Raw genomic sequence first — 17,786 nt, forward strand, 5'->3', positions numbered from 1 at the left:
CGCGAATGCGGTGGGTCAGTTGATTCATCTGTCACTGACCCACCGCATTCGCGAGCAAGCCCGCTCCCACAGTTGACCGCATGCAGTTCTGAATATGAGGTCGGCTGCGGATTTGCATGCACTGAAGAGCTGCTTTTCTGTGGGAGCAGGCAAGCCCGCTCCCACATTGTTCAGTGGTGTGGCAAAGACCCCAGCAGCGCTTCGATCTCTTCAAAGCTCGGGCGCGCCAACACATCGGGCTGGCAGCAGCTTTTTTGCAGCGTCACCAGCGCTTCACTATTGAAGCCTGCGTCTACCCGCTCCATCAACTCCCCCAGCAACACCCCAAACGCACGCACTTCAATGCGCTGCAACGCCCTGGTTTCCAGCGTGTCCGCCGTCGCATGGAACGACGCCGCGCCAAAGTCCCCGAGCAAGCAGTCTCCCGCTGCGTTCCACAGAATATTGTGGCCGTACAGGTCGCCATGGGTGATGCCGTGCCGGTGCAGATGCGCCGCCACCGAGGCGATGCCGCGGGCCATGCGCAACGCCACTTCAGCACTGAAGCGCGTGCCCGGCGCGTAGATATCGCGGGTGCATGACGCCAGGCTCGGCAGGGCCGCGAGGTTGCGGTAACTCGGGTCGATCAGGTCCATCACCAAGGCTGCCTGGTCCTCCGGGTGGCCGACCACGCGCCCCTCCACCTTGATCAGGTTCGGGTGCAGCCCGGCGGCGATGCAGGCTTGCATTTCATGCAGCGGCGAGCCGTCGCTGGTGATCGTGCCTTTGTAGAGTTTGACCGCGACCGGCAGCGCTTGCGGCTTCCACAATGCCTTGCGGATGATCCCCGAAGCGCCTTCGCCTAACACCTCGCCCAGTTCCAGTTCAGCCCAAGGGATATTCGGCGTTGCGTCATCGCTCGCCACGTCAACGGCCATTTCCACCGGGTTACCGGCATAGGCCAGCCAGGTCAGGCTTGGCAGCGTCAGCAGCCATGGCGGCAGTTGGGTGAAGCGGTTGGAGGCGATGCGCAGCAGCTCGAGGTTTTTGCAGTTGACCAGGCTGTGCGGCAGGTCCGTCAGGTGGTTGCCGGCCAGCATCAGCTTTTGCAGCAGTGGCCGCTCGCCCAGCTCGCTGGGCAGCTGGCTGATGCAGTTGTCGGTGAGGATCAGCCAGCGTAACTGTGGCGGCAACGCGGCAGCGGGTACGTGGCGGATCTGGTTGGCCTTGAAGCCGATCATGCTCAGGTTGGCGCACTGGCCCAGGCACGCGGGCAGCTCAGTGAAGGCGTTGTCCGAGCAGAACAACACGCGCAGGTGCGACAGCCGATGCAGGTCGTCGGGCAGGCGGCTCAGGGCATTGCCGGTGAGGTTGAGGATTTCCAGGCTGTCGGCCAGCGCGAAGATTTCCGGCGGGAATTCGGTCAGCCCGCAAGACAGGTCCAGGCGTGTAATACCGGCCAATTGGCCAGCCTTGAGTTGGGCGAGGGTATTCATGAACGGCGCGGTCACTCGGCAAGGTGGGCGTAAAAGGCGCTCATGATACCGGGTCGGGCGCGGGTTGCGGGCACACCGTTGGTAATTGGTTCAGTCGGCTGGCGGTGCGGGCAAGGTCGATGGCCTGGCCTTCCAGGGCGCGCGCCAAGGGTTGCTGGCCGATCAGGGTCAGGCGTTTGTCCTGGTCGTAGAGCACGTCCACCAGGTTGATAAAGCGCTGTTGTACGGCAATCGGGCAGTCGGCCAAGAAGGGTAGTCCGTCGATAATCCAGTGGTCGAAATCCTCGCACAGCAACAGATAATCCATCACGGCGGTGAGCTGTTCACACAGGTCGTTGAAGGTGAACACGATGCTGCGCGCCTGATGGCTGCGGCAGAGCAATTGGCGCTTGCCGACCGTCAAGGTCTGCGCCGGGCCAGGTGTGGCGGGCAGCCCGAGGGCGTCGCGCTGGGCGGCGTTACCCGGCCATACATATTGGCCACCGGTGAAACGCTGTTCGGCGTGGGCCTGGGGCAAGCTGCGAAAATCTTCGGGCGAGCTGACTTCCAGCACCTGCATGCGTGTGGCGATCAAGTCGATCACCGGCTTGAAGCGCTCGTGGTACAGCGGGTTGGGCAGCAGGCCTTCAGGGGCGTAATTGGACGTCACCAGCACCAGCACGCCACGCTGGAACAAGGCTTTGAACAGGCGGCTGATGAGCATGGCATCGCCGATATCGTGGACGTGGAATTCGTCGAAGCACAGCGCCCGGCAATCGGCCAGTAGCGCGTCCAGGGTCACGCCCAGGGCGTCGTGCTGTTCACGGTGCAGGAACATGCCTTGGTGCAGGCGGGTAAAAAAGGTGTGGAAGTGCACGCGTTGTTTTTGCGCAATCGGCAGCGCCTGGAAAAACCCATCGAGCAGCCAGCTTTTACCACGCCCCACCGGGCCATGCAGGTACAGGCTGCGCGTGGGCTGGCCGGCGAGCAGGTGCCGGGTCTCGCGGGCGAGGGCGGCAATCGCCTGGGTTTGGCCGGCGCTGAGGGTATAGCCCTGGGCTCGGGCCTTGTTTTCGAAGAACGCCGCGATAGGCGAGGCGCTGGTCAACGCGGTTTTTTTACCCAGCAGACGCTGAATCAGGGATAGCACAGCCAATGCACGTCACTCTGTATTTCGGTGGTTGCCCACTTTAGGGCGCTCACGTCGATTTGACCAATACAGAACGGCGCCTCTCGCTATCTCGAAAAGGCATGTTACGCCTGCCACCCGGCCCAGACTGGCAGTTTCGCCCTTTGTGGCTAACCTCTTACAGAGCAGTCACCCCTGTACAAGGATTTGGGGCAGTGAAGGGACGAGGCGTTTTGGCAGTCATGGGCACGATGCTCTGCAGCACGGTTTACGCTGCGCAACTCCAGGTGGAGGTGCGCATCGACGTGCAGCGGGGCTGCCAGTTGGTGGGCACTACCCGCAGTGCGGGCATCGAGCAACTTGGCGTATTGGATTTTGGCAGCGGCCCGCGTCTGGATGACCCGGCCGGGCCCCTGAGTGCGGCCCTGATCAGCCAGCGCCAGCCGCGCCTGGAGTGCAACCCCGACACCCCTTACCAACTGCGCGTTGACGGCGGCCTGCATGGCGGCACCGGCGAAGTGCGCTACCTGAGTGCCGCGACCCCTTCGAGCAAACCGATTCCCTATCGAATTTATGCCGACGCCGCGCGGCGTATTCCCTTGCCGATCAACGAGCCGCTGAGTGGGCGCGTGCCGGACTCCGGCAGTGTCGACCTGCCGTTGTATGGGCGCATTGAGCCGCTCAAGGCCATTCCGGCGGTCGGTCGCTACTCCGACGTGCTCAAGGTCACCGTCACATGGTAAGCCGCGGCTGGGCCGTGGTGGCCATGGGCGGGCTGTTGCTGCTGGCCGATGACGCCCAGGCGGCCGTCGCCGGGCAGATCCACGCACGGCTGGTGATTACCGCCAGTTGCCAGGTGAGCAAAGACATTGAGAGCGCGCCGGTGAGCCCGGCCGGCGGTAGCGCGCTGCTGGATTTCGGCAGCCAGGGCCCGACGTGGAGCAACCCGTTGGGCGCGGGCGTTACCGACGGCAGCAAGGCGCCGCTGTCGGTGTCCTGCAACCCCTCGGTGGTCAGCAGCTTCACCGTGACTATCGACGGCGGCGCCCACGGTGACGGCACTACAAGGCGCCTGAGTAACGGGCGCCAGACCATTCCCTATCAACTCTCGGCTGACCCGCTCGGCCGGCGCAGCTACAGCATTGGCGAGCAACGCAATTTCGTCGTGACCAAGGGCACACAAGTACCGATCCCGGTATTCGGCTCAGTGGTGGCGAATACCAGGGCCTTACCGGCCGGCATCTACACAGACACCCTGACGGTGACTCTGGATTGGTAAACCATGAGGATGGACATCATGCATGCACTTATAGCGAAGGCGGTTTTTCCATTGATGGCGTTGGCGTGGGTGTCGGGCGCACAGGCGGCGACGGTGGCCGGTACGGTCAGCGCCACCCTGGTGCTCACCAGCAGCTGCCAGGTCAACGGCGCCGCAGCCACCGGCGGGATGAGCTTCGGTAACTTGAACTTCGGTACCGCCAACAGCCTGTTCACTGAAGCCGACGGCCAGGTGCTGGGCGGCGGCGGTGGGGCGTTGTCGATCCTGTGTTCGGCGGGTACCTCACCGACGTTGACGGTGTCTGCCGGTGCCAACGACGGCAAGTCCGTGGGCGGTGGCCGCGCGCTGTATGACGGGGTGGCCAACTACGTGCCGTATGACCTCTACACCGACAGCGGCCACTCGACGCTGCTGGCCATCGGCGGGGTGATCAACCTGGCGCCGAGCACCGGCGTGGCCCAGGCCGTGAATATCTACGGCAAGGCCAATGGCAAAGCGGGCTTGCCGGCCGGTACTTACACCGACACGGTTAACGTGACGCTGACGTTCTAAGGGCCATGAGCCGGTCAGGATGGGCGGCGTTGGCGGTGTGCATCGGCTGGGGAATGCCGCTGTCGCTGTTGGCGGTGACCAGCCAGTCGTTTCAGGTCAGCGCGACGATCACGCCGGGCTGCCTGGTGGTCGGCGGCGGCAGCAATTACGGCAGCCTGGCGTTCGGCACTTATTCGGCGTTGGCCACCAGCACGGCGTCTGTCGCGCTGACCGGCGGCGTGACGCTGCAATGCACGCCGGGGGTGGCGCTGAGCATGAGTGTCGATGGTGGTTTGCATAACAACAGCGGGCGGCGGATGCAGCTCAATAGCGGCACTGCCCAAGTGGCTTATCAATTGTTTCGGGACGCGGCGTTCAGCCAGAACCTGGGCATCAGCCAAAGCGTGAGCGTGGCGTACAGCAACGCCAACAACATCACCTTGCCGATTTATGGGCGAGTGCAATTACCGGGTAACCAGCCTGGGGGGACGTACAGCGACACGTTGCAGGTGCAGCTGTCGTGGTAAGGCTTTCGGTATAAGGAGTGAGATCTATGTGTGCAGCTTCCCGGCACGGGTGGGCAGCGGGTTTGAGCGGGTTGTTGATGTTGGCTGCGGGACAGGCCCAGGCGGCCAGCTCGGTGCTGATCTGGCCAATCGACCCGGTGCTGGAGGCCGACCAACAGGCCAGCGCGCTGTGGCTGGAGAACCGCGGCACCGAGACCGCCAACCTGCAGATCCGCGTGTTTGCCTGGTCCCAGAGTGGTTTTGACGAGCAATACCAGAACCAGCGCGATGTGATTGGCAGCCCGCCGGTGGCGAAAATCGAGCCTGGGCAAAAACAATTGGTGCGCCTGACCCGAACCAAAGAAGTGCCGCCCGGCCAGGAGCTGGCCTATCGCATCATCATCGATGAGATCCCTTCGGCCACGCCGCCGCCGGCCCCGGCGGATGGCAAGACCGCCGCCGCTATCCGCTTCCAGATGCGCTATTCGGTGCCGTTGTTTGCCTACGGCCCGGGCCTGTGGAGCAAGGTTGACGGCACCCGAGACCGCGACCCGAAAACTGCCGGTAAACCGGATTTAAGCTGGAAAAAAGTCAGCGTGGGCGGGCGCAACTACGTCGAGATGCGCAACCAGGGCGCCGTGCATGCGCGCCTCACCGATGCCACGTTCAAGCAGGGCGGCCAGCCGCGGCCCTTGGTGGAAGGCTTGATGGGCTATGTGCTGCCGGGCGCGACCATGCGCTGGCCGGTGCCGGACGGTTTGCCGGCCGATCAACCGTTGCAGGTGCGCATCAACGGGGCAACGCAAGTGGAGAATCTCGCGCCGGGACGCTGACTCAGTGTGGCAGGGCATGGAGTAGGCCCTGGTGTTAAATACGGATGGAGATGTCCATTGATGGACACAAAGCCTTGGTGAGCCAGGATCGGGCTCGATGTCTATGGCGATCGGTGTGGGTGGTGGGCGGCTTGTCTGGCTTGGTGCTGGCGCCGCCGGGCTTCGCCGCGCCATTGCCGCCCCCGCCCAGCAGTATGGAGGCTGTTGCCGATGCGCAGTTGTTCCTGGAACTGGTGGTCAACCAGATGGACACCGGCCGTGTGGTCGCCGTCAATCAGCGTGCCGGGCAGCTTTTTTTGCCGGCGTCGGTGTTGCAGGAGGTTGGCGTGAAGTTGCCAGGCGACGTGCCGGTCGAGGTTGCGCTGGAGAGCTTTCCCGGCCTGCACACCGATTACGACAGCCAGGGCCAACGCCTGATACTGAGCGTGCCGCCAGCCTGGCTGCCGGAGCAGTTTATCGGCAACCGCAACAACTACCCACGCACCCAGGCGCTGACCAGCTTCGGTGCGTTGCTCAACTATGACGCCTACCTGAACGACACCGACGATGCCGGTACCTACCTCGGCATTTTCAACGAAGTGCGCTTGTTCGATACCTGGGGCACCTTGTCCAACACCGGCCAATACCGTACCACCATTGGCCGGGAAACCGCCGGCAGTAGCCTGGACAATGGCTATCGACGCTATGACACCACTTGGCGATTCTCTGACGATGAACGCCTGTTGACTTATGAAGCGGGCGATGTGATCAGCGGCGCCTTGCCCTGGAGCACCTCGGTGCGCCTGGGCGGTGTGCAGCTGTCGCGCGACTTCGGCGTGCGCCCGGACCTGGTCACTTACCCGCTGCCGCAGTTTGCCGGGGAGGCGGCGGTGCCGTCGTCGGTGGATCTGTTTATCAATGGCTATAAATCCAGCAGCGCCGACCTGCAGCCGGGGCCGTATACCCTGACCAACGTGCCGTTTATCAACGGCGCCGGTGAGGCGGTGGTGGTCACCACCGATGCGCTGGGTCGGCAGGTGTCGACCACGGTGCCGTTCTATGTCACCAGTACATTGCTGCAAAAGGGTTTGTCGGACTTCTCGGTGGCGGCGGGTAATTTGCGCCGCGACTACACCTTGCGCGATTTTGGCTATGGCCCTGGCGTGGCCAGCGGCACCTTTCGCTATGGGGTTTCCGACGCGTTTACCCTGGAAAGCCATGCCGAAGCTTCCAATGACCTGAGCCTGGGCGGTGTCGGCGGCAACCTGCGGGTGGGTAATTTTGGTGTGCTCAATACCGCCGTCAGCCAAAGCCAGTACGACGGCCGGACCGGTCAGCAACTGAGCCTGGGCTACCAATACAGCAACCAGCGCTACAGCTTGTCGTACCAACGGGTCGAGCGCCGTGAGCAATACGCCGACTTGAGCCTGATCGACACGCCTTACGCCAGCCTCAGCAAGCGCAGCCAGCAGGCGACGGTGAGCCTGAACCTGAATAATTTTGGCAGTCTGGGCGTCGGCTATTTCGATGTGCAGGCGGCCGATGATTCGCGTACTCGCCTGGTGAACCTGACCTGGAGCAAGCCGCTGTGGCGCAACAGCAGTTTTTACCTGTCGGCCAACCATGAAGTGGGTGATAGCAGTTGGGCGGTGCAGGCGCAGGTGGTGGTGCCGTTCGACGTGTACGGCAGCCTCAGCGTGGGCACCGAGCGCAGTAAAACCGGCGAGAGCCTGCAGCGGGTCAACTACAGCCGAGCCGTGCCGGCCGAAGGCGGCGTGGGCTTTAACCTGGGCTATGCCAGCGGTGATGGGCCGGCTTATCGCCAGGCCGACCTGACCTGGCGCCTGCAGTCGGTGCAGTTGCAGGCCGGCGTGTACGGCAGCAGCGACGCCGAAACCCGTTGGGCCGACGCCAGTGGCTCGCTGGTGTGGATGGACAATCAAGTGTTCGCCGCCAACCGTGTCAACGATGCGTTTGTGGTGGTGAGCACCGATGGGGTCAGTGGTGTACCGGTGCGCTACGAGAACCAGGTGGTGGGCGAAACCGACCGCAACGGGCACTTGCTGGTGCCGTGGACCAGTGCTTACTACCGCGCCAAATATGAGATCGACCCACTGAACCTGCCATCCAACGTGCAGGTGCCCAACGTCGAGCAACGGGTGGCCGTGCGCCGTGGCAGTGGCTACCTGCTGGAGTTTCCGGTGCGCCAGGTGATCGCGGCAAGCATCACCTTGGTCGACGCCCAGCACCAGGACTTGCCCCTGGGCAGCCAGGTGCGGCACGAGCAAAGCGGCGCGCAGGCGGTGGTGGGGTGGGACGGCCTGGTGTACCTGGAAAACCTGGCGGCCCATAACACCTTGCAAGTCACCCTGGGTAACGGCCAGACCTGCCAGGCAACGTTTGAGCTGGATACCACCCAGGCCCAGGTGCCGCTGATCGGGCCACTGGTGTGCCAATGACATAAGGAGTGTGGGTGTGCGGGTCAAGGAATGGCTGTTGCGGGGCGTGTTGCTGGCGGGCCTGGGCGTGTCGGCGCAGGTGCAGGCCGTGTGTTCGGTGGTGGCCACCGTACCGGCCAGCTTTGGCACCACGGTGAGTTCGATGACCGTGCGCACCACCTCCCAGCCCAGTTCGACCACCAACGCCGGCTTGAGCTGCACGCCTGCGGTACTGTCGGTGCTGACCTCCAATGACCATTTCTATGCGACTGTCAGCGGTTCGCCCCAAGGGGGGCTGGTGGGGCCGACCGGTGATGTCATTAAATATACGATCTATGCCAACAACACCACGGCGTTCCCGATGACACGCGGCACCGCGTTCGATTTTGGCGGCAGCGGCGGCATTGCCGCCTCCCTTGGCCTGGTGTTCGGGCCTGGCACCAAAGTCGTGCCGTTGTACTTCGCCACCACCCTTGGCAGCAATGTGGCGTCAGGCGTGTACAGCGAGACCCTGAGTATTTTCTGGAACTGGAACTACTGCTCAGGCATTGGCATTGGCGGGATCTGCCTGGGCCGTGAGATCAACAACGGCACCACCACACTGACGGTGAGCATGACGGTGGTCAACGACTGCCAGATCACCACGCCACCGATTGCCTTCGGCAGCGCGCCGGTGGTCAGCGCCTTCGCCACTGTCAACGGCCAGGCCAGCGTGGCCTGCACCAAGGGCAGCGCCTACACCGTCGGCCTCAGCGATGGGCAGAACCCGGTGAGCGTGGGCGGGCGTCGGCAAATGATTTCCGGCAGTAACTTCCTCGCCTACGACATCTTCATGAGTGCCGGCACTACACGCTGGGGCAGTGTGGGCGCAGCGCGACGGGCCAGTTCCTCGGCCGAGATCAACCCCGGCAACGGCCTGGGCACCGGCAGCCAGGTGTTCAACTACAACGCCAAGATCTACACCGACCAAACCACGCCGCCGGGCGGCACCTACATTGATAATGTGGTGCTGGATGTGGGCTTCTAGTACAGCATCCGTTGAAGGCCCACGCGATCAAAATGTGGGAGCGGGCTTGCTCGCGAATGCGGTGGGTCAGTCAATTCATTTGTCACTGATATACCGCTTTCGCGAGCAAGCCCGCTCCCACAAAAGCCGGTCTGGGTCTTCTAGAACTTGAGCAAGTGCGTCGCCGCCTGATCCACCGGGCTGACCATCGCATAGTTGTACCCGCCATCGGACCAGTAATCGGCCTGCAGCCCATCGGCGCTGCGGCTGCCACGCGGCAGGAAGCCGTTTTCCGGTCCCGGCGGGCGGATGTAGAAGCTGATGCGATGGCCTTGCTGATCCTCATACAACACCATCGCTGCCGCACCTTGCTCAGTGGTGAGCAGGCGCCCGCTCACCGGCTTGAAACCGGCCTGGCTCAAATCGGGCAGGCGATGGGCCTGGTTGAAATAGCGATCCAGCCACGCCTGCATAGTGCCACCATCGTTGGCGCTGAAGTCGGCGGGCATGATGCCGTCCTGGGCAAACAGGCGGAACGCCTGCATGGCATCGGCCATTGGCAACATCGGTGGTTGAGTCGCTTCGCGGGCGTGCCAGCCACCCAGGCCGCCGAGGCAGACCGCGATCAGCAGCACGGCGGCACTGGCCAGGTGGCGGCGCGATTGATGCCGAATGCGTTGGCGAATCAGCGCCGGGTCGAGGTCGGGGTTGGCCGGTTGCTGCAACGTCCCGCTCAAGGCCGCGCGCAGGGCGTGTGCATCCTGTTGCCAGGCATGCACCTGGGCGGCCATTTCAGGGTGGGCAGCCAGCCAGGTTTCAAGCACGCGACGGTCGCTCTCCGGCAGTTGGTGATCGACGTAGGCATGCAAATCGCGTTCGCTGGGGGGCAGGCTGATCATTTGAGTATCCGCAGGGCAGGGCTGGTAATTTCGCCTTCGCTGAGTTGCCGCAAGGCCTGGCGCGCACGGGACAGGCGCGACATCACGGTGCCCACCGGCACCGCCAGGATCTCGGCGACTTCCTTGTAACTTAACCCTTCGACCGACACCCACAGCAGCAGTGCCCGTTGCTCGGTGTTGAGTTGGTCGAAGGCGCGCAGGGTCGATTGGGCCATCACCGTGCGCTCCACCGAGGGTTGCGTATCGTCACGGCCGGTAAAGAATTCGAGCATGCGTGCATAACGCCGGCTGCGCCGGTGGGCGTCGAGGAACTGGCGGTAGAGGATCGAGAACAGCCAGGCACGCAGGTCGCCTTCCAGGCGTTTGTCGGCCCAACTGGTGATCGCCCGTTCGAGCGTGCACTGCACCAGGTCGTCGGCGCTGCTGGTGTTACGCGTCAAGGACACGGCAAAGCGTCGCAGCCTGGGGATGAGTTCACGTAACGGTTCGTCGAGCTCGTGCATGGGCGTGAATTCTGGTCGGTTGTGCAGAGGAAGACGCCAGACAACGTAGCTTATTCCATCAAGGGCTGTAAGAAATTTGGGCCTTCCTGTAGGGGGTATCTGCTCTGTATACGGACCTGTAATACCGTTTCCACCGCTCAATCAATCCATGTAACCGCCGCGAACAATTTCGCGCAGTTCATTGATGAGGGTGTGTGCATGACATTTTCTCCGACCGACAAACAGTTCTTTTCCCGAGCCGCTCTGGCCCATTTGCCTGCCGCCCAACGTGTGGTGTTTGAGCAATGGGGCTGTGGTATTTGGGCCAAGCCTGCCTATGGCAGTGTGCACCAGGCGATCGAAACGCAAGCGGCGTTAACGCCCCAGGCAATCGCTGCCGTATGGGCGGGACAGCGTATTAGTTATGAACAACTCAACCGTCAAGCCAATCGATTGGCCGCGCGCCTGATTAAGCTGGGCGTTAAGCGTGGTGACACCGTGGGGCTGTTTGTCGAGCGTTCGATTTCCATGCTGGTAGGACTTCTGGCGGTGTTGAAGGTGGGGGCTGCGTATGTGCCTCAAGACGCCAGAATCGTGCCGACCGTGCAATTGGGCATGGTGCTGGAGTCGTTGACCAGTCCCGTGATTCTGACCTTGTCGAACCTGGCCGATCGCCTGCCGGCCGATGCGGCCCCGCGCAGCCTGTGCCTGGACAGTTTCCTCGCCGAAGAGCCCTTTATCGTCGAGGACAACGCCCCTGTAGTCGCTGCCGGCGACACCGATGACCTTTGCTTCGTGCTGTTCACTTCCGGCACGACCGGGCGGCCCAACGGCGTGTGTGTCAGCCACCGCAACGTATGCAACATCTTGCTCACGCAGCCGGGACAGATCGGCATGGCACCGGGCCGTAACGTGGGGCAAATCCTCAACATCGGCTTTGATATGGCGGCCTGGGAAATCCTCGGTTGCCTGGCCCATGGGGCGACCTTGCTGATTCGTGATAAGGACATTGCGCAAACCGCTGCGCAATGCCACGTGCTGATCGCCACCCCCTCGATACTGGCGAACCTTGACCCCACGCAGTGTCCTGACCTCCAAGTGGTCGCCGTCGCGGGAGAGCCCTGTTCCCAGGTACTGGCCGACCGTTGGGCCGAGCAATGCATCTTCTACAACGGCTGCGGGCCTACCGAAACCACCATCGTCAACACGTTGCACCGGCATGTGCCCGGCACGTTGTTGACCATCGGCAAACCGACTCCGAATAACACCGTGTATGTGCTCGACGAACACGGCCGTGCCTGTGAACTGGGTGAAACCGGTGAAATGTGGGCCGGCGGCGTCGGGGTAACGGTCGGTTACTTGAACAATACCGAGCTGACCCGGGAGCGCTATCGCCCGGACCCTTTTATGGGCGGGGACGCCATGATGTTTCGCACACGGGACCTGGGGCGCTGGACGGCAGACGGTCAACTGGAACACTTGGGGCGCGTCGATGATCAGGTGAAAGTGCGTGGCTTTCGTGTGGAACTGGACGCTGTGTCCACGGCCCTGGAGGCGGGCGATGGCTGCATGCGGGCGGTCACGTTGAAGCTGGACAGCCGCAACCTGGTGGCTTTCGTCTCGCCTGCCAATGCAGACGTCGAGTCGTGCCGAGCCCGTTGCCAGGAGCGCCTGGCCTACTACTGCGTACCGACATCCATCTACGCGGTGGAGGCTTTTCCGCTGACCGCCAGGGGCAAAATCGATAAGGCCTTGCTGCTGCAACAGGCATTCGCGGCCGAGGTGGCTCGTCATGCTTGATGCACTGACCCGTACCGTTGTGCCGCCCAAGCTGGCGCTGTGGCGTCGCTGGACCGCACTGCCGGTGTTTTCATACTACAACCGCCTGGTGGCGCTGGTTTTGCTTGTAAATGCGGGGTTTTTGCTGTTGGCGCTCGATCTTGCTGCCATCACGGTTGAAAGGCTTTCGGACATGGTGCTGATCAACCTGTCGCTGGCCATCCTGATTCGCCAGCAATACCTGATTAATGCACTGTTCTGGCTGGCAACTCGCGTGCCAGTCACCTGGCCGTTGCGTGTGCGGCGCAGCGCGGCCAAGGTTTACCACTTCGGCGGGCTGCACAGTGGCGCGGCCCTGGCGGCGACCGCGTGGTTTATGGCGATGGTCGGCGTTCAGGTTGCACGCTATCTGCGCCAGCCCGATAGCGTGTCGTCAGCCTGGTTGTGGCTCACGGGTATGTTACTCGGCCTGTTGCTGTTGATGGTTAGCATGGCGCAGCCGTGGGTTCGCAGCCGATTCCATAATGGCTTCGAGCGGGTCCATCGGTTTGCCGGCTGGAGCGCGCTGCTGCTGTTCTGGGCGTTGACGTTACTGGCATCCAGCGAGACCTCGGCCAGCCTGTTACGCAGTGGATCATTCTGGATGCTGGTGCTGCTGACGTTGAGTATTGCCCTGCCATGGCTGCGTCTGCGCAAGGTCGCCGTTGAACACACTCGGCCTTCCGGGCATGCGGTGATTACGCGCTTCAAGCACACCACACCGTTCGCCGGTTCATCCACTGCGATCAGCCGCAACCCTCTGCTGGAGTGGCATTCGTTTGCCAATATTCCTGCACCAAGCGAGGCGGGTTTTCGCCTGATTATTTCCCGTGCCGGCGATTGGACCGGGCACTTTATCGAAGACCTGCCCAGCCACGTGTGGGTCAAAGGCATCACCACGGCGGGCGTGGCGAATGTGGAAACCCTGTTCAAGTCAGTGGTGTATATCGCCACCGGCAGTGGAATCGGCCCGGTCATGCCGCATCTGCTGGCCGCCCAGGTGCCGATCCAGTTGATCTGGTCTACCCGCAGCCCGCGCAAAACCTACGGCGATGAACTGGTGGACGAAATCCTGCGTGCACAGCCCGGAGCATTGATCTGGGACACCGATGAGCGCGGTAAACCGGACTTGGTGCAACTGGCCTATGGCGCGGTGCAAACCTTCGGTTCAGAAGCGGTGATCTGTATCGCCAACCAGGCGTTGACCGAGCGCGTGGTGCACGAAATGGAAGCCCGCGGCATACCGGCTTATGGCGCGATCTGGGATTCCTGAAGCCGCGGCATTGAGGCACACCATTAATCAGTAGAGGTCTTTATGAATGTATTAATAGAACGTCATGGTCGGGTGGTATTGGTCAGGCTTAATCGCCCACAGCTCAAGAATGCGCTGAGTTCAGCGCTGATGACGGAGTTGATCAGCCTTCTGCAAGTGCTGGACCAGGACCCGCAGGTCGGCTGTTTCGTCATCACCGGCACGCCTGAATACTTCGCCGCTGGGGCCGACATCAAAGAGATGAGTAGCAAGTCCTACCTGGACATGCTCAACGAGGATTACTTCGTCGGCTGGGAAGCCTTTACCCGCCTGCGCACGCCGACGATTGCCGCAGTGGCCGGCTATGCGTTCGGCGGCGGCTGTGAGCTGGCGATGATGTGCGACATGATTTTCGCCGCCGATACGGCGACCTTTGCCCAGCCGGAAATCAAACTGGGCGTTATCCCGGGCATGGGTGCGACCCAGCGTTTGACCGGGCTGATCGGCAAGGCCAAGACCATGGACCTGGTGTTGACCGGACGGCCGATGATGGCTCAAGAGGCGCACCAGGCCGGGTTAGTGTCGCGTGTGTACCCGGCGGCAGACTTGATGGAGCAGACGCTGGCGGTGGCTGCACAGATTGCCGGGTTCTCGCGCACCGCCACGCGGGCGGCGCGGGAGGCAGTTGAGCAAGCCCTGGAACTTGGGTTGCACGATGGCGTGCGCCTGGAGCGCCGACTGTTTCATGGGCTGTTCGCGACGCCGGATCAACAGGAGGGCATGCAGGCGTTTATAAACAAGCGCCCGGCAGTCTTCAACGCGGTTTAGAAGAACGCTCGGTTTGGCAACGCATCTGCTCTGAAAAAAACTACAGTGAAAAGGGAATAGACCTACGTGGGATTCGTCTCATAGTTCATTTTCCCTGCGGCCACTCGCCCTGGAGTTTTTCATGGTAGATCACTCATTGCCGCCACGTACGCCCCTCAGTACCGCCAGTTTGTTAGTCAGGCTGGCGTGTATTGGCGGTGTAGTGGCGGTCGTTGCCGGGGCATTCGCCTACGTCAATGGCACGCTTGACCCACAGCGCCTGCGTCCCAAAACCCTGGTCAATGCCCTGGAAACCAATAACGGTGTACACCCTGGGTTTCGGCGTAACCATGCCAAGGGCGTGTGTGTGGCCGGTTACTTCGAGAGCAGCGCCGAGGCGCGCGCTTACTCCAGTGCCCAGGTGTTCAGCGAGGCGAAAACCCTGGTAATCGGTCGATTCGCCCTGCCCAGCGGCAACCCTTACGCGCCGGACAGCAGTGTGCCGATCCGCAGTTTCGCCTTGCAGTTCAGCCAGGCCAATGGCCAGCAATGGCGCACGGGGATGAACAGCATGCCGGTGTTCCCGGTGGGCACGCCTGAGGCGTTTTACCAGATGCTCAAGGCCGGCGCACCCGAGCCGGCCACCGGCAAGCCGAACCCGGCCAGTATGCCGGCGTTTTTTGCCGCGCACCCCGAGACGGCGCCGTTCCTGGCGTGGGTCAAGACCGCCAAGCCCTCGGCCAGTTACGCGACCGAAACCTACAACGGCATCAATGCCTTTTACCTGGTAAGCGCCGATGGCAAGCGCCAGGCGGTGCGTTGGGGCGTGGTGCCACAGAGCCAGGATGCGGCGGGAGATACCGCGCCATCCGGGGCGGATTTCCTCGAAAAAGACTTGGTACAGCGCTTGGCGGCAGGCCCGCTGCGTTGGCAATTAAGCATGACCCTGGCCAACCCCGGCGACCCGCTGGACGACGCCAGTAAAGCCTGGACCGGCGAGCACAAGGTGCTCAACGCCGGCACTCTGGTGCTGCAAAGCAGCCAGCCGCAAGCTGACGGCGATTGCCGCGATATCAATTTTGACCCGTTGATTTTGCCCAGCGGTATCCAAGCCTCCAATGACCCGCTGCTGGCTGCACGCTCTGCCGCCTATGCCAGTTCCTATGTACGCCGCGCCGGCGAAGTCAGCCCGCTGCAAAGTGCCCCTCAGGAGTCGAAGCCATGAATGTCCAACCACGGTTTTTCGCGCCTCTGGCGCGCTTGCTGCATTGGCTGATGGCGCTGATGGTGATTGCCATGTTGTTTATCGGCGCGGGCATGGCGGCGTCGGTGTCGGAGCGCCACGAATGGCTGATTCACCTGCACAAGCCGCTGGGTATCGCGATTCTGGCGCTGGTGATCGTGCGGCTGGTAGTGCGTTTTTCCACCCGGCAACCGCCGCTGCCAGCTGACCTGCCGCTGTGGCAAGTGCTGGCCGCCAAGGCGTCCCACGTAGTGTTGTATGCGTTGATGCTGGTATTGCCGCTGCTGGGCTGGGCGATGATTTCAGCGGCCGGTGACCCGGTGATGCTCAGCAGTTCGGTGCAGTTGCCGGCATTGGTATCCGCCAATGCACCGTTATTTGCGCTGCTGCGCAAGGCCCATGGCTATCTGGCCTACCTGTTGTTCCTGACGGTGCTGTTGCACCTGGCGGCGGCGTTGTTCCACGGACTGATTCGCCGTGATGGCGTGCTGCAAAGCATGACCGGCACCAAAGGCTGATGCCGGGGGCAGGGCGGGTCAGCGCAGGGTGGTGACGATATGTGCCACGGTGCTTAACACGTCCTTGCCCAGTTGTTTGGAGCGCTCACCGGACCAACCGGTTTTCAGGTTAGGTGCGTCGTCGTTGTCCTTGAAAGGCATCTCCAGGGTCAGCGACAGGCAGTCGTACTGCTGGCCAACAGCATTGCAGGCCAGGGTCATGTTGGCTTCGCCCGGCAGGGCGCGGGTGTAGCCATGGGTGGTCTGGAAGTCGCGGGTCAGGGCGCTCAAGTGGCTGCGGAAGGTTTTTTCCAGCGCTTCGATACGCGGCGTGTAGCCGGGGTTGCCTTCGCAGCCGGCGGTGAAGACGTAGGGGATTTCTTCATCGCCATGGATATCGAGAAACAGGTCGACGCCGTATTTCTCCATCTGCTGCTGGGCGAACAGCACTTCCGGGCTGAGCGCCTCGCTGGCGTTCTGCCAGGCACGGTTGAGGTCCTGGCCCATGGCGTTGGTGCGCAGGTGCCCGTGGAAGGCGCCATCGGGGTTCATGTTGGGGATCAGGTACAGGTCGGCGACGGCCAGGAGTTTTTTCAGCTCAGCATCACCGTCCTGTTGCAGGCGCTCGATGACGCCTTCCATAAACCATTCAGCCATGTGTTCGCCGGGATGCTGCTGGGCGATGATCCACACCTTGCGCTGGCCTTCGCCACCTTTGCCGCGGCGTAGCAGTTGGATATCACGGCCCTCGGCGCTTTTGCCGGTGGCGAGCAGTTGGGTACCGGCGCGGCTCAACGCCTGTTCGATCAGCCAGTCGTGACGCTCACGGCTGTAAGGTTCGAAGTAGGCGAACCAGGCTTGCTTCTCGCGGGTCTCCAGGCTGATATGCAAGGTATCGCCATCAAAGCGCGTGGGCACACGGAACCAGTTGACGTGGTCGTAGGACGCCACGGCGTTGTAGCCGCTCCATGCGTTTTTATACGACGAATGGCTGGCGTTGCTCAGGCGGAAGGTGTGGGTATGGCCCACATGCATGCCTTCGGCCTTGAAGTGAAACCATTGGAAATGTGCGCTGCGGGTATCGGGTTTGATCGCCAGCAACAACTGGTAAGCGTCGCTGGCATCCAGGACCTGGATATTGCCGCTGTCGAAGTCGGTGCTGATCTTGATAGAGGTCAAGGCCACTGTCATGGTCTGGCTGCCTGCGTATGATTGTTGTGGCGGATATCTTACACAGGAGTGAGGCAAAATCTTGGTGCAAAATTGTTGCACGGGGAAGGGGGCGTCGTCCTTGACGCCGCAGCAGCTTAGAATCTATGAGATTGATTCTCAAGCGCTATTTCGCAAAGATCCGGGCTAGAGCGTTGCATCGGCTTTCTTTTGGCGATGCTCTTTTGCTACCATGCGCGCCATCAAGCAACACACAGTCTTCATTAGCCTGAAGCCACGCCAGAAAAACTGGCAAAAAAAAGACCCGGCCAAAGAGCCGGGTCAAAAACCGTGATTAGCCTGATGAGGAGATATTCCAAGAGTCCGACCTAAGGTCCCTTGGTCTATCGACTGATCTCGCGATCAGCTGGATCCAATAATAATCATTATCATTTGCAAGTCAAATGTTTTTATCCCAGGGATA

17 protein-coding genes are annotated in these 17,786 nt (G+C 62.0%); 12 read left to right on the plus strand and 5 right to left on the minus strand.

What is annotated here, in order from left to right; genetic code table 11:
- Nucleotides 1-170: 170 nt before the first annotated feature.
- Both ACTD9P_RS16295 and zapE read right to left on the minus strand, forming a co-directional pair.
- Nucleotides 171-1,475, minus strand: a complete 1,305-nt coding sequence (locus ACTD9P_RS16295; RefSeq protein ID WP_438868485.1) for a protein kinase — start codon at nucleotides 1,473-1,475, stop codon at nucleotides 171-173.
- 40 nt (nucleotides 1,476-1,515) lie between these two features.
- On the minus strand, nucleotides 1,516-2,610 hold the full coding sequence (gene zapE, locus ACTD9P_RS16300; protein WP_438868486.1) for a cell division protein ZapE: 1,095 nt from the start codon (nucleotides 2,608-2,610) through the stop codon (nucleotides 1,516-1,518).
- Between the two features lie 215 nt (nucleotides 2,611-2,825).
- On the opposite strand from zapE, the gene ACTD9P_RS16305 reads away from it, so the two are divergent.
- From ACTD9P_RS16305 to ACTD9P_RS16335, 7 genes are read left to right on the plus strand one after another with little or no spacing between them, the layout of a single operon-like run.
- Complete coding sequence (locus ACTD9P_RS16305; protein ID WP_438868487.1) at nucleotides 2,826-3,326, plus strand: Csu type fimbrial protein; 501 nt, start codon at nucleotides 2,826-2,828, stop codon at nucleotides 3,324-3,326.
- Entirely contained in the window at nucleotides 3,320-3,862 is a 543-nt protein-coding gene (locus ACTD9P_RS16310) for a Csu type fimbrial protein (RefSeq protein ID WP_200432416.1), read from the plus strand. The genes ACTD9P_RS16305 and ACTD9P_RS16310 overlap by 7 nt, the downstream gene beginning before the upstream one ends.
- Nucleotides 3,863-3,880: 18 nt before the next feature.
- A complete protein-coding gene (locus ACTD9P_RS16315; RefSeq protein ID WP_200432417.1) occupies nucleotides 3,881-4,414 on the plus strand; it encodes a Csu type fimbrial protein in 534 nt (177 codons plus the stop codon).
- Nucleotides 4,415-4,419: 5 nt separating this feature from the next.
- Nucleotides 4,420-4,920, plus strand: a complete 501-nt coding sequence (locus ACTD9P_RS16320) for a Csu type fimbrial protein (protein WP_438868489.1) — start codon at nucleotides 4,420-4,422, stop codon at nucleotides 4,918-4,920.
- Nucleotides 4,921-4,946: 26 nt separating this feature from the next.
- Nucleotides 4,947-5,732, plus strand: a complete 786-nt coding sequence (locus tag ACTD9P_RS16325; protein ID WP_438868490.1) for a fimbrial biogenesis chaperone — start codon at nucleotides 4,947-4,949, stop codon at nucleotides 5,730-5,732.
- Nucleotides 5,733-5,776: 44 nt separating this feature from the next.
- Complete coding sequence (locus ACTD9P_RS16330) at nucleotides 5,777-8,170, plus strand: fimbria/pilus outer membrane usher protein (protein WP_438868491.1); 2,394 nt, start codon at nucleotides 5,777-5,779, stop codon at nucleotides 8,168-8,170.
- 16 nt (nucleotides 8,171-8,186) lie between these two features.
- Nucleotides 8,187-9,176: a Csu type fimbrial protein gene (locus tag ACTD9P_RS16335; RefSeq protein WP_438868492.1), complete on the plus strand. Its 990-nt coding sequence runs from the start codon at nucleotides 8,187-8,189 to the stop codon at nucleotides 9,174-9,176.
- Between the two features lie 140 nt (nucleotides 9,177-9,316).
- Here the strand turns inward: ACTD9P_RS16335 and ACTD9P_RS16340 are convergent, their stop codons facing one another.
- Nucleotides 9,317-10,054 carry an anti-sigma factor family protein gene (locus tag ACTD9P_RS16340; RefSeq protein ID WP_438868494.1) on the minus strand — a complete coding sequence of 246 codons (738 nt, stop codon included), beginning with the start codon at nucleotides 10,052-10,054 and terminating at the stop codon, nucleotides 9,317-9,319.
- Nucleotides 10,051-10,557 (minus strand): sigma-70 family RNA polymerase sigma factor, encoded by a 507-nt coding sequence (locus tag ACTD9P_RS16345; RefSeq protein ID WP_438868495.1) that lies wholly within the window; start codon nucleotides 10,555-10,557, stop codon nucleotides 10,051-10,053. Before ACTD9P_RS16345 ends, ACTD9P_RS16340 begins: the two co-directional genes overlap by 4 nt.
- A gap of 198 nt (nucleotides 10,558-10,755) precedes the next feature.
- Between ACTD9P_RS16345 and ACTD9P_RS16350 the strand changes: the two genes are divergently transcribed.
- From ACTD9P_RS16350 to ACTD9P_RS16370, 5 genes are all read left to right on the plus strand, one after another.
- Nucleotides 10,756-12,336, plus strand: a complete 1,581-nt coding sequence (locus ACTD9P_RS16350; RefSeq protein ID WP_438868496.1) for an amino acid adenylation domain-containing protein — start codon at nucleotides 10,756-10,758, stop codon at nucleotides 12,334-12,336.
- Nucleotides 12,329-13,627, plus strand: coding sequence for an FNR domain-containing protein (locus tag ACTD9P_RS16355; protein WP_438868497.1), 1,299 nt, complete (start codon nucleotides 12,329-12,331; stop codon nucleotides 13,625-13,627). Before ACTD9P_RS16350 ends, ACTD9P_RS16355 begins: the two co-directional genes overlap by 8 nt.
- 42 nt (nucleotides 13,628-13,669) lie before the next feature.
- On the plus strand, nucleotides 13,670-14,434 hold the full coding sequence (locus ACTD9P_RS16360; protein WP_438868498.1) for an enoyl-CoA hydratase-related protein: 765 nt from the start codon (nucleotides 13,670-13,672) through the stop codon (nucleotides 14,432-14,434).
- Between the two features lie 121 nt (nucleotides 14,435-14,555).
- Nucleotides 14,556-15,638: a catalase family peroxidase gene (locus ACTD9P_RS16365; protein WP_438868499.1), complete on the plus strand. Its 1,083-nt coding sequence runs from the start codon at nucleotides 14,556-14,558 to the stop codon at nucleotides 15,636-15,638.
- Entirely contained in the window at nucleotides 15,635-16,174 is a 540-nt protein-coding gene (locus tag ACTD9P_RS16370; RefSeq protein WP_438868500.1) for a cytochrome b, read from the plus strand. Before ACTD9P_RS16365 ends, ACTD9P_RS16370 begins: the two co-directional genes overlap by 4 nt.
- Before the next feature lie 18 nt (nucleotides 16,175-16,192).
- Here ACTD9P_RS16370 and ACTD9P_RS16375 read toward each other — a convergent pair whose 3' ends face one another.
- The gene (locus tag ACTD9P_RS16375; RefSeq protein WP_438868501.1) at nucleotides 16,193-17,344 is read right to left on the minus strand and encodes a M14 family metallopeptidase; all 1,152 of its coding nucleotides are present in this window, start codon (nucleotides 17,342-17,344) and stop codon (nucleotides 16,193-16,195) included.
- Nucleotides 17,345-17,786 lie beyond the last annotated feature (442 nt).

Source organism: Pseudomonas onubensis (assembly GCF_965653655.1).
Taxonomy (GTDB): Bacteria; Pseudomonadota; Gammaproteobacteria; order Pseudomonadales; family Pseudomonadaceae; genus Aquipseudomonas.

Coding starts and splice junctions, on each gene's coding strand:
- ACTD9P_RS16360 (WP_438868498.1), top strand. CDS start 13,670: ATGAATGTATTAATAGAACGTCATGGTCGGGTGGTATTGGTCAGGCTT.
- ACTD9P_RS16340 (WP_438868494.1), bottom strand. CDS start 10,054: ATGATCAGCCTGCCCCCCAGCGAACGCGATTTGCATGCCTACGTCGAT.
- ACTD9P_RS16315 (WP_200432417.1), top strand. CDS start 3,881: ATGCATGCACTTATAGCGAAGGCGGTTTTTCCATTGATGGCGTTGGCG.
- ACTD9P_RS16295 (WP_438868485.1), bottom strand. CDS start 1,475: ATGAATACCCTCGCCCAACTCAAGGCTGGCCAATTGGCCGGTATTACA.
- ACTD9P_RS16365 (WP_438868499.1), top strand. CDS start 14,556: ATGGTAGATCACTCATTGCCGCCACGTACGCCCCTCAGTACCGCCAGT.
- ACTD9P_RS16330 (WP_438868491.1), top strand. CDS start 5,777: ATGGAGATGTCCATTGATGGACACAAAGCCTTGGTGAGCCAGGATCGG.
- ACTD9P_RS16320 (WP_438868489.1), top strand. CDS start 4,420: ATGAGCCGGTCAGGATGGGCGGCGTTGGCGGTGTGCATCGGCTGGGGA.
- ACTD9P_RS16370 (WP_438868500.1), top strand. CDS start 15,635: ATGAATGTCCAACCACGGTTTTTCGCGCCTCTGGCGCGCTTGCTGCAT.
- ACTD9P_RS16350 (WP_438868496.1), top strand. CDS start 10,756: ATGACATTTTCTCCGACCGACAAACAGTTCTTTTCCCGAGCCGCTCTG.
- ACTD9P_RS16310 (WP_200432416.1), top strand. CDS start 3,320: ATGGTAAGCCGCGGCTGGGCCGTGGTGGCCATGGGCGGGCTGTTGCTG.
- ACTD9P_RS16305 (WP_438868487.1), top strand. CDS start 2,826: ATGGGCACGATGCTCTGCAGCACGGTTTACGCTGCGCAACTCCAGGTG.
- ACTD9P_RS16355 (WP_438868497.1), top strand. CDS start 12,329: ATGCTTGATGCACTGACCCGTACCGTTGTGCCGCCCAAGCTGGCGCTG.
- ACTD9P_RS16325 (WP_438868490.1), top strand. CDS start 4,947: ATGTGTGCAGCTTCCCGGCACGGGTGGGCAGCGGGTTTGAGCGGGTTG.
- ACTD9P_RS16345 (WP_438868495.1), bottom strand. CDS start 10,557: ATGCACGAGCTCGACGAACCGTTACGTGAACTCATCCCCAGGCTGCGA.
- ACTD9P_RS16375 (WP_438868501.1), bottom strand. CDS start 17,344: ATGACAGTGGCCTTGACCTCTATCAAGATCAGCACCGACTTCGACAGC.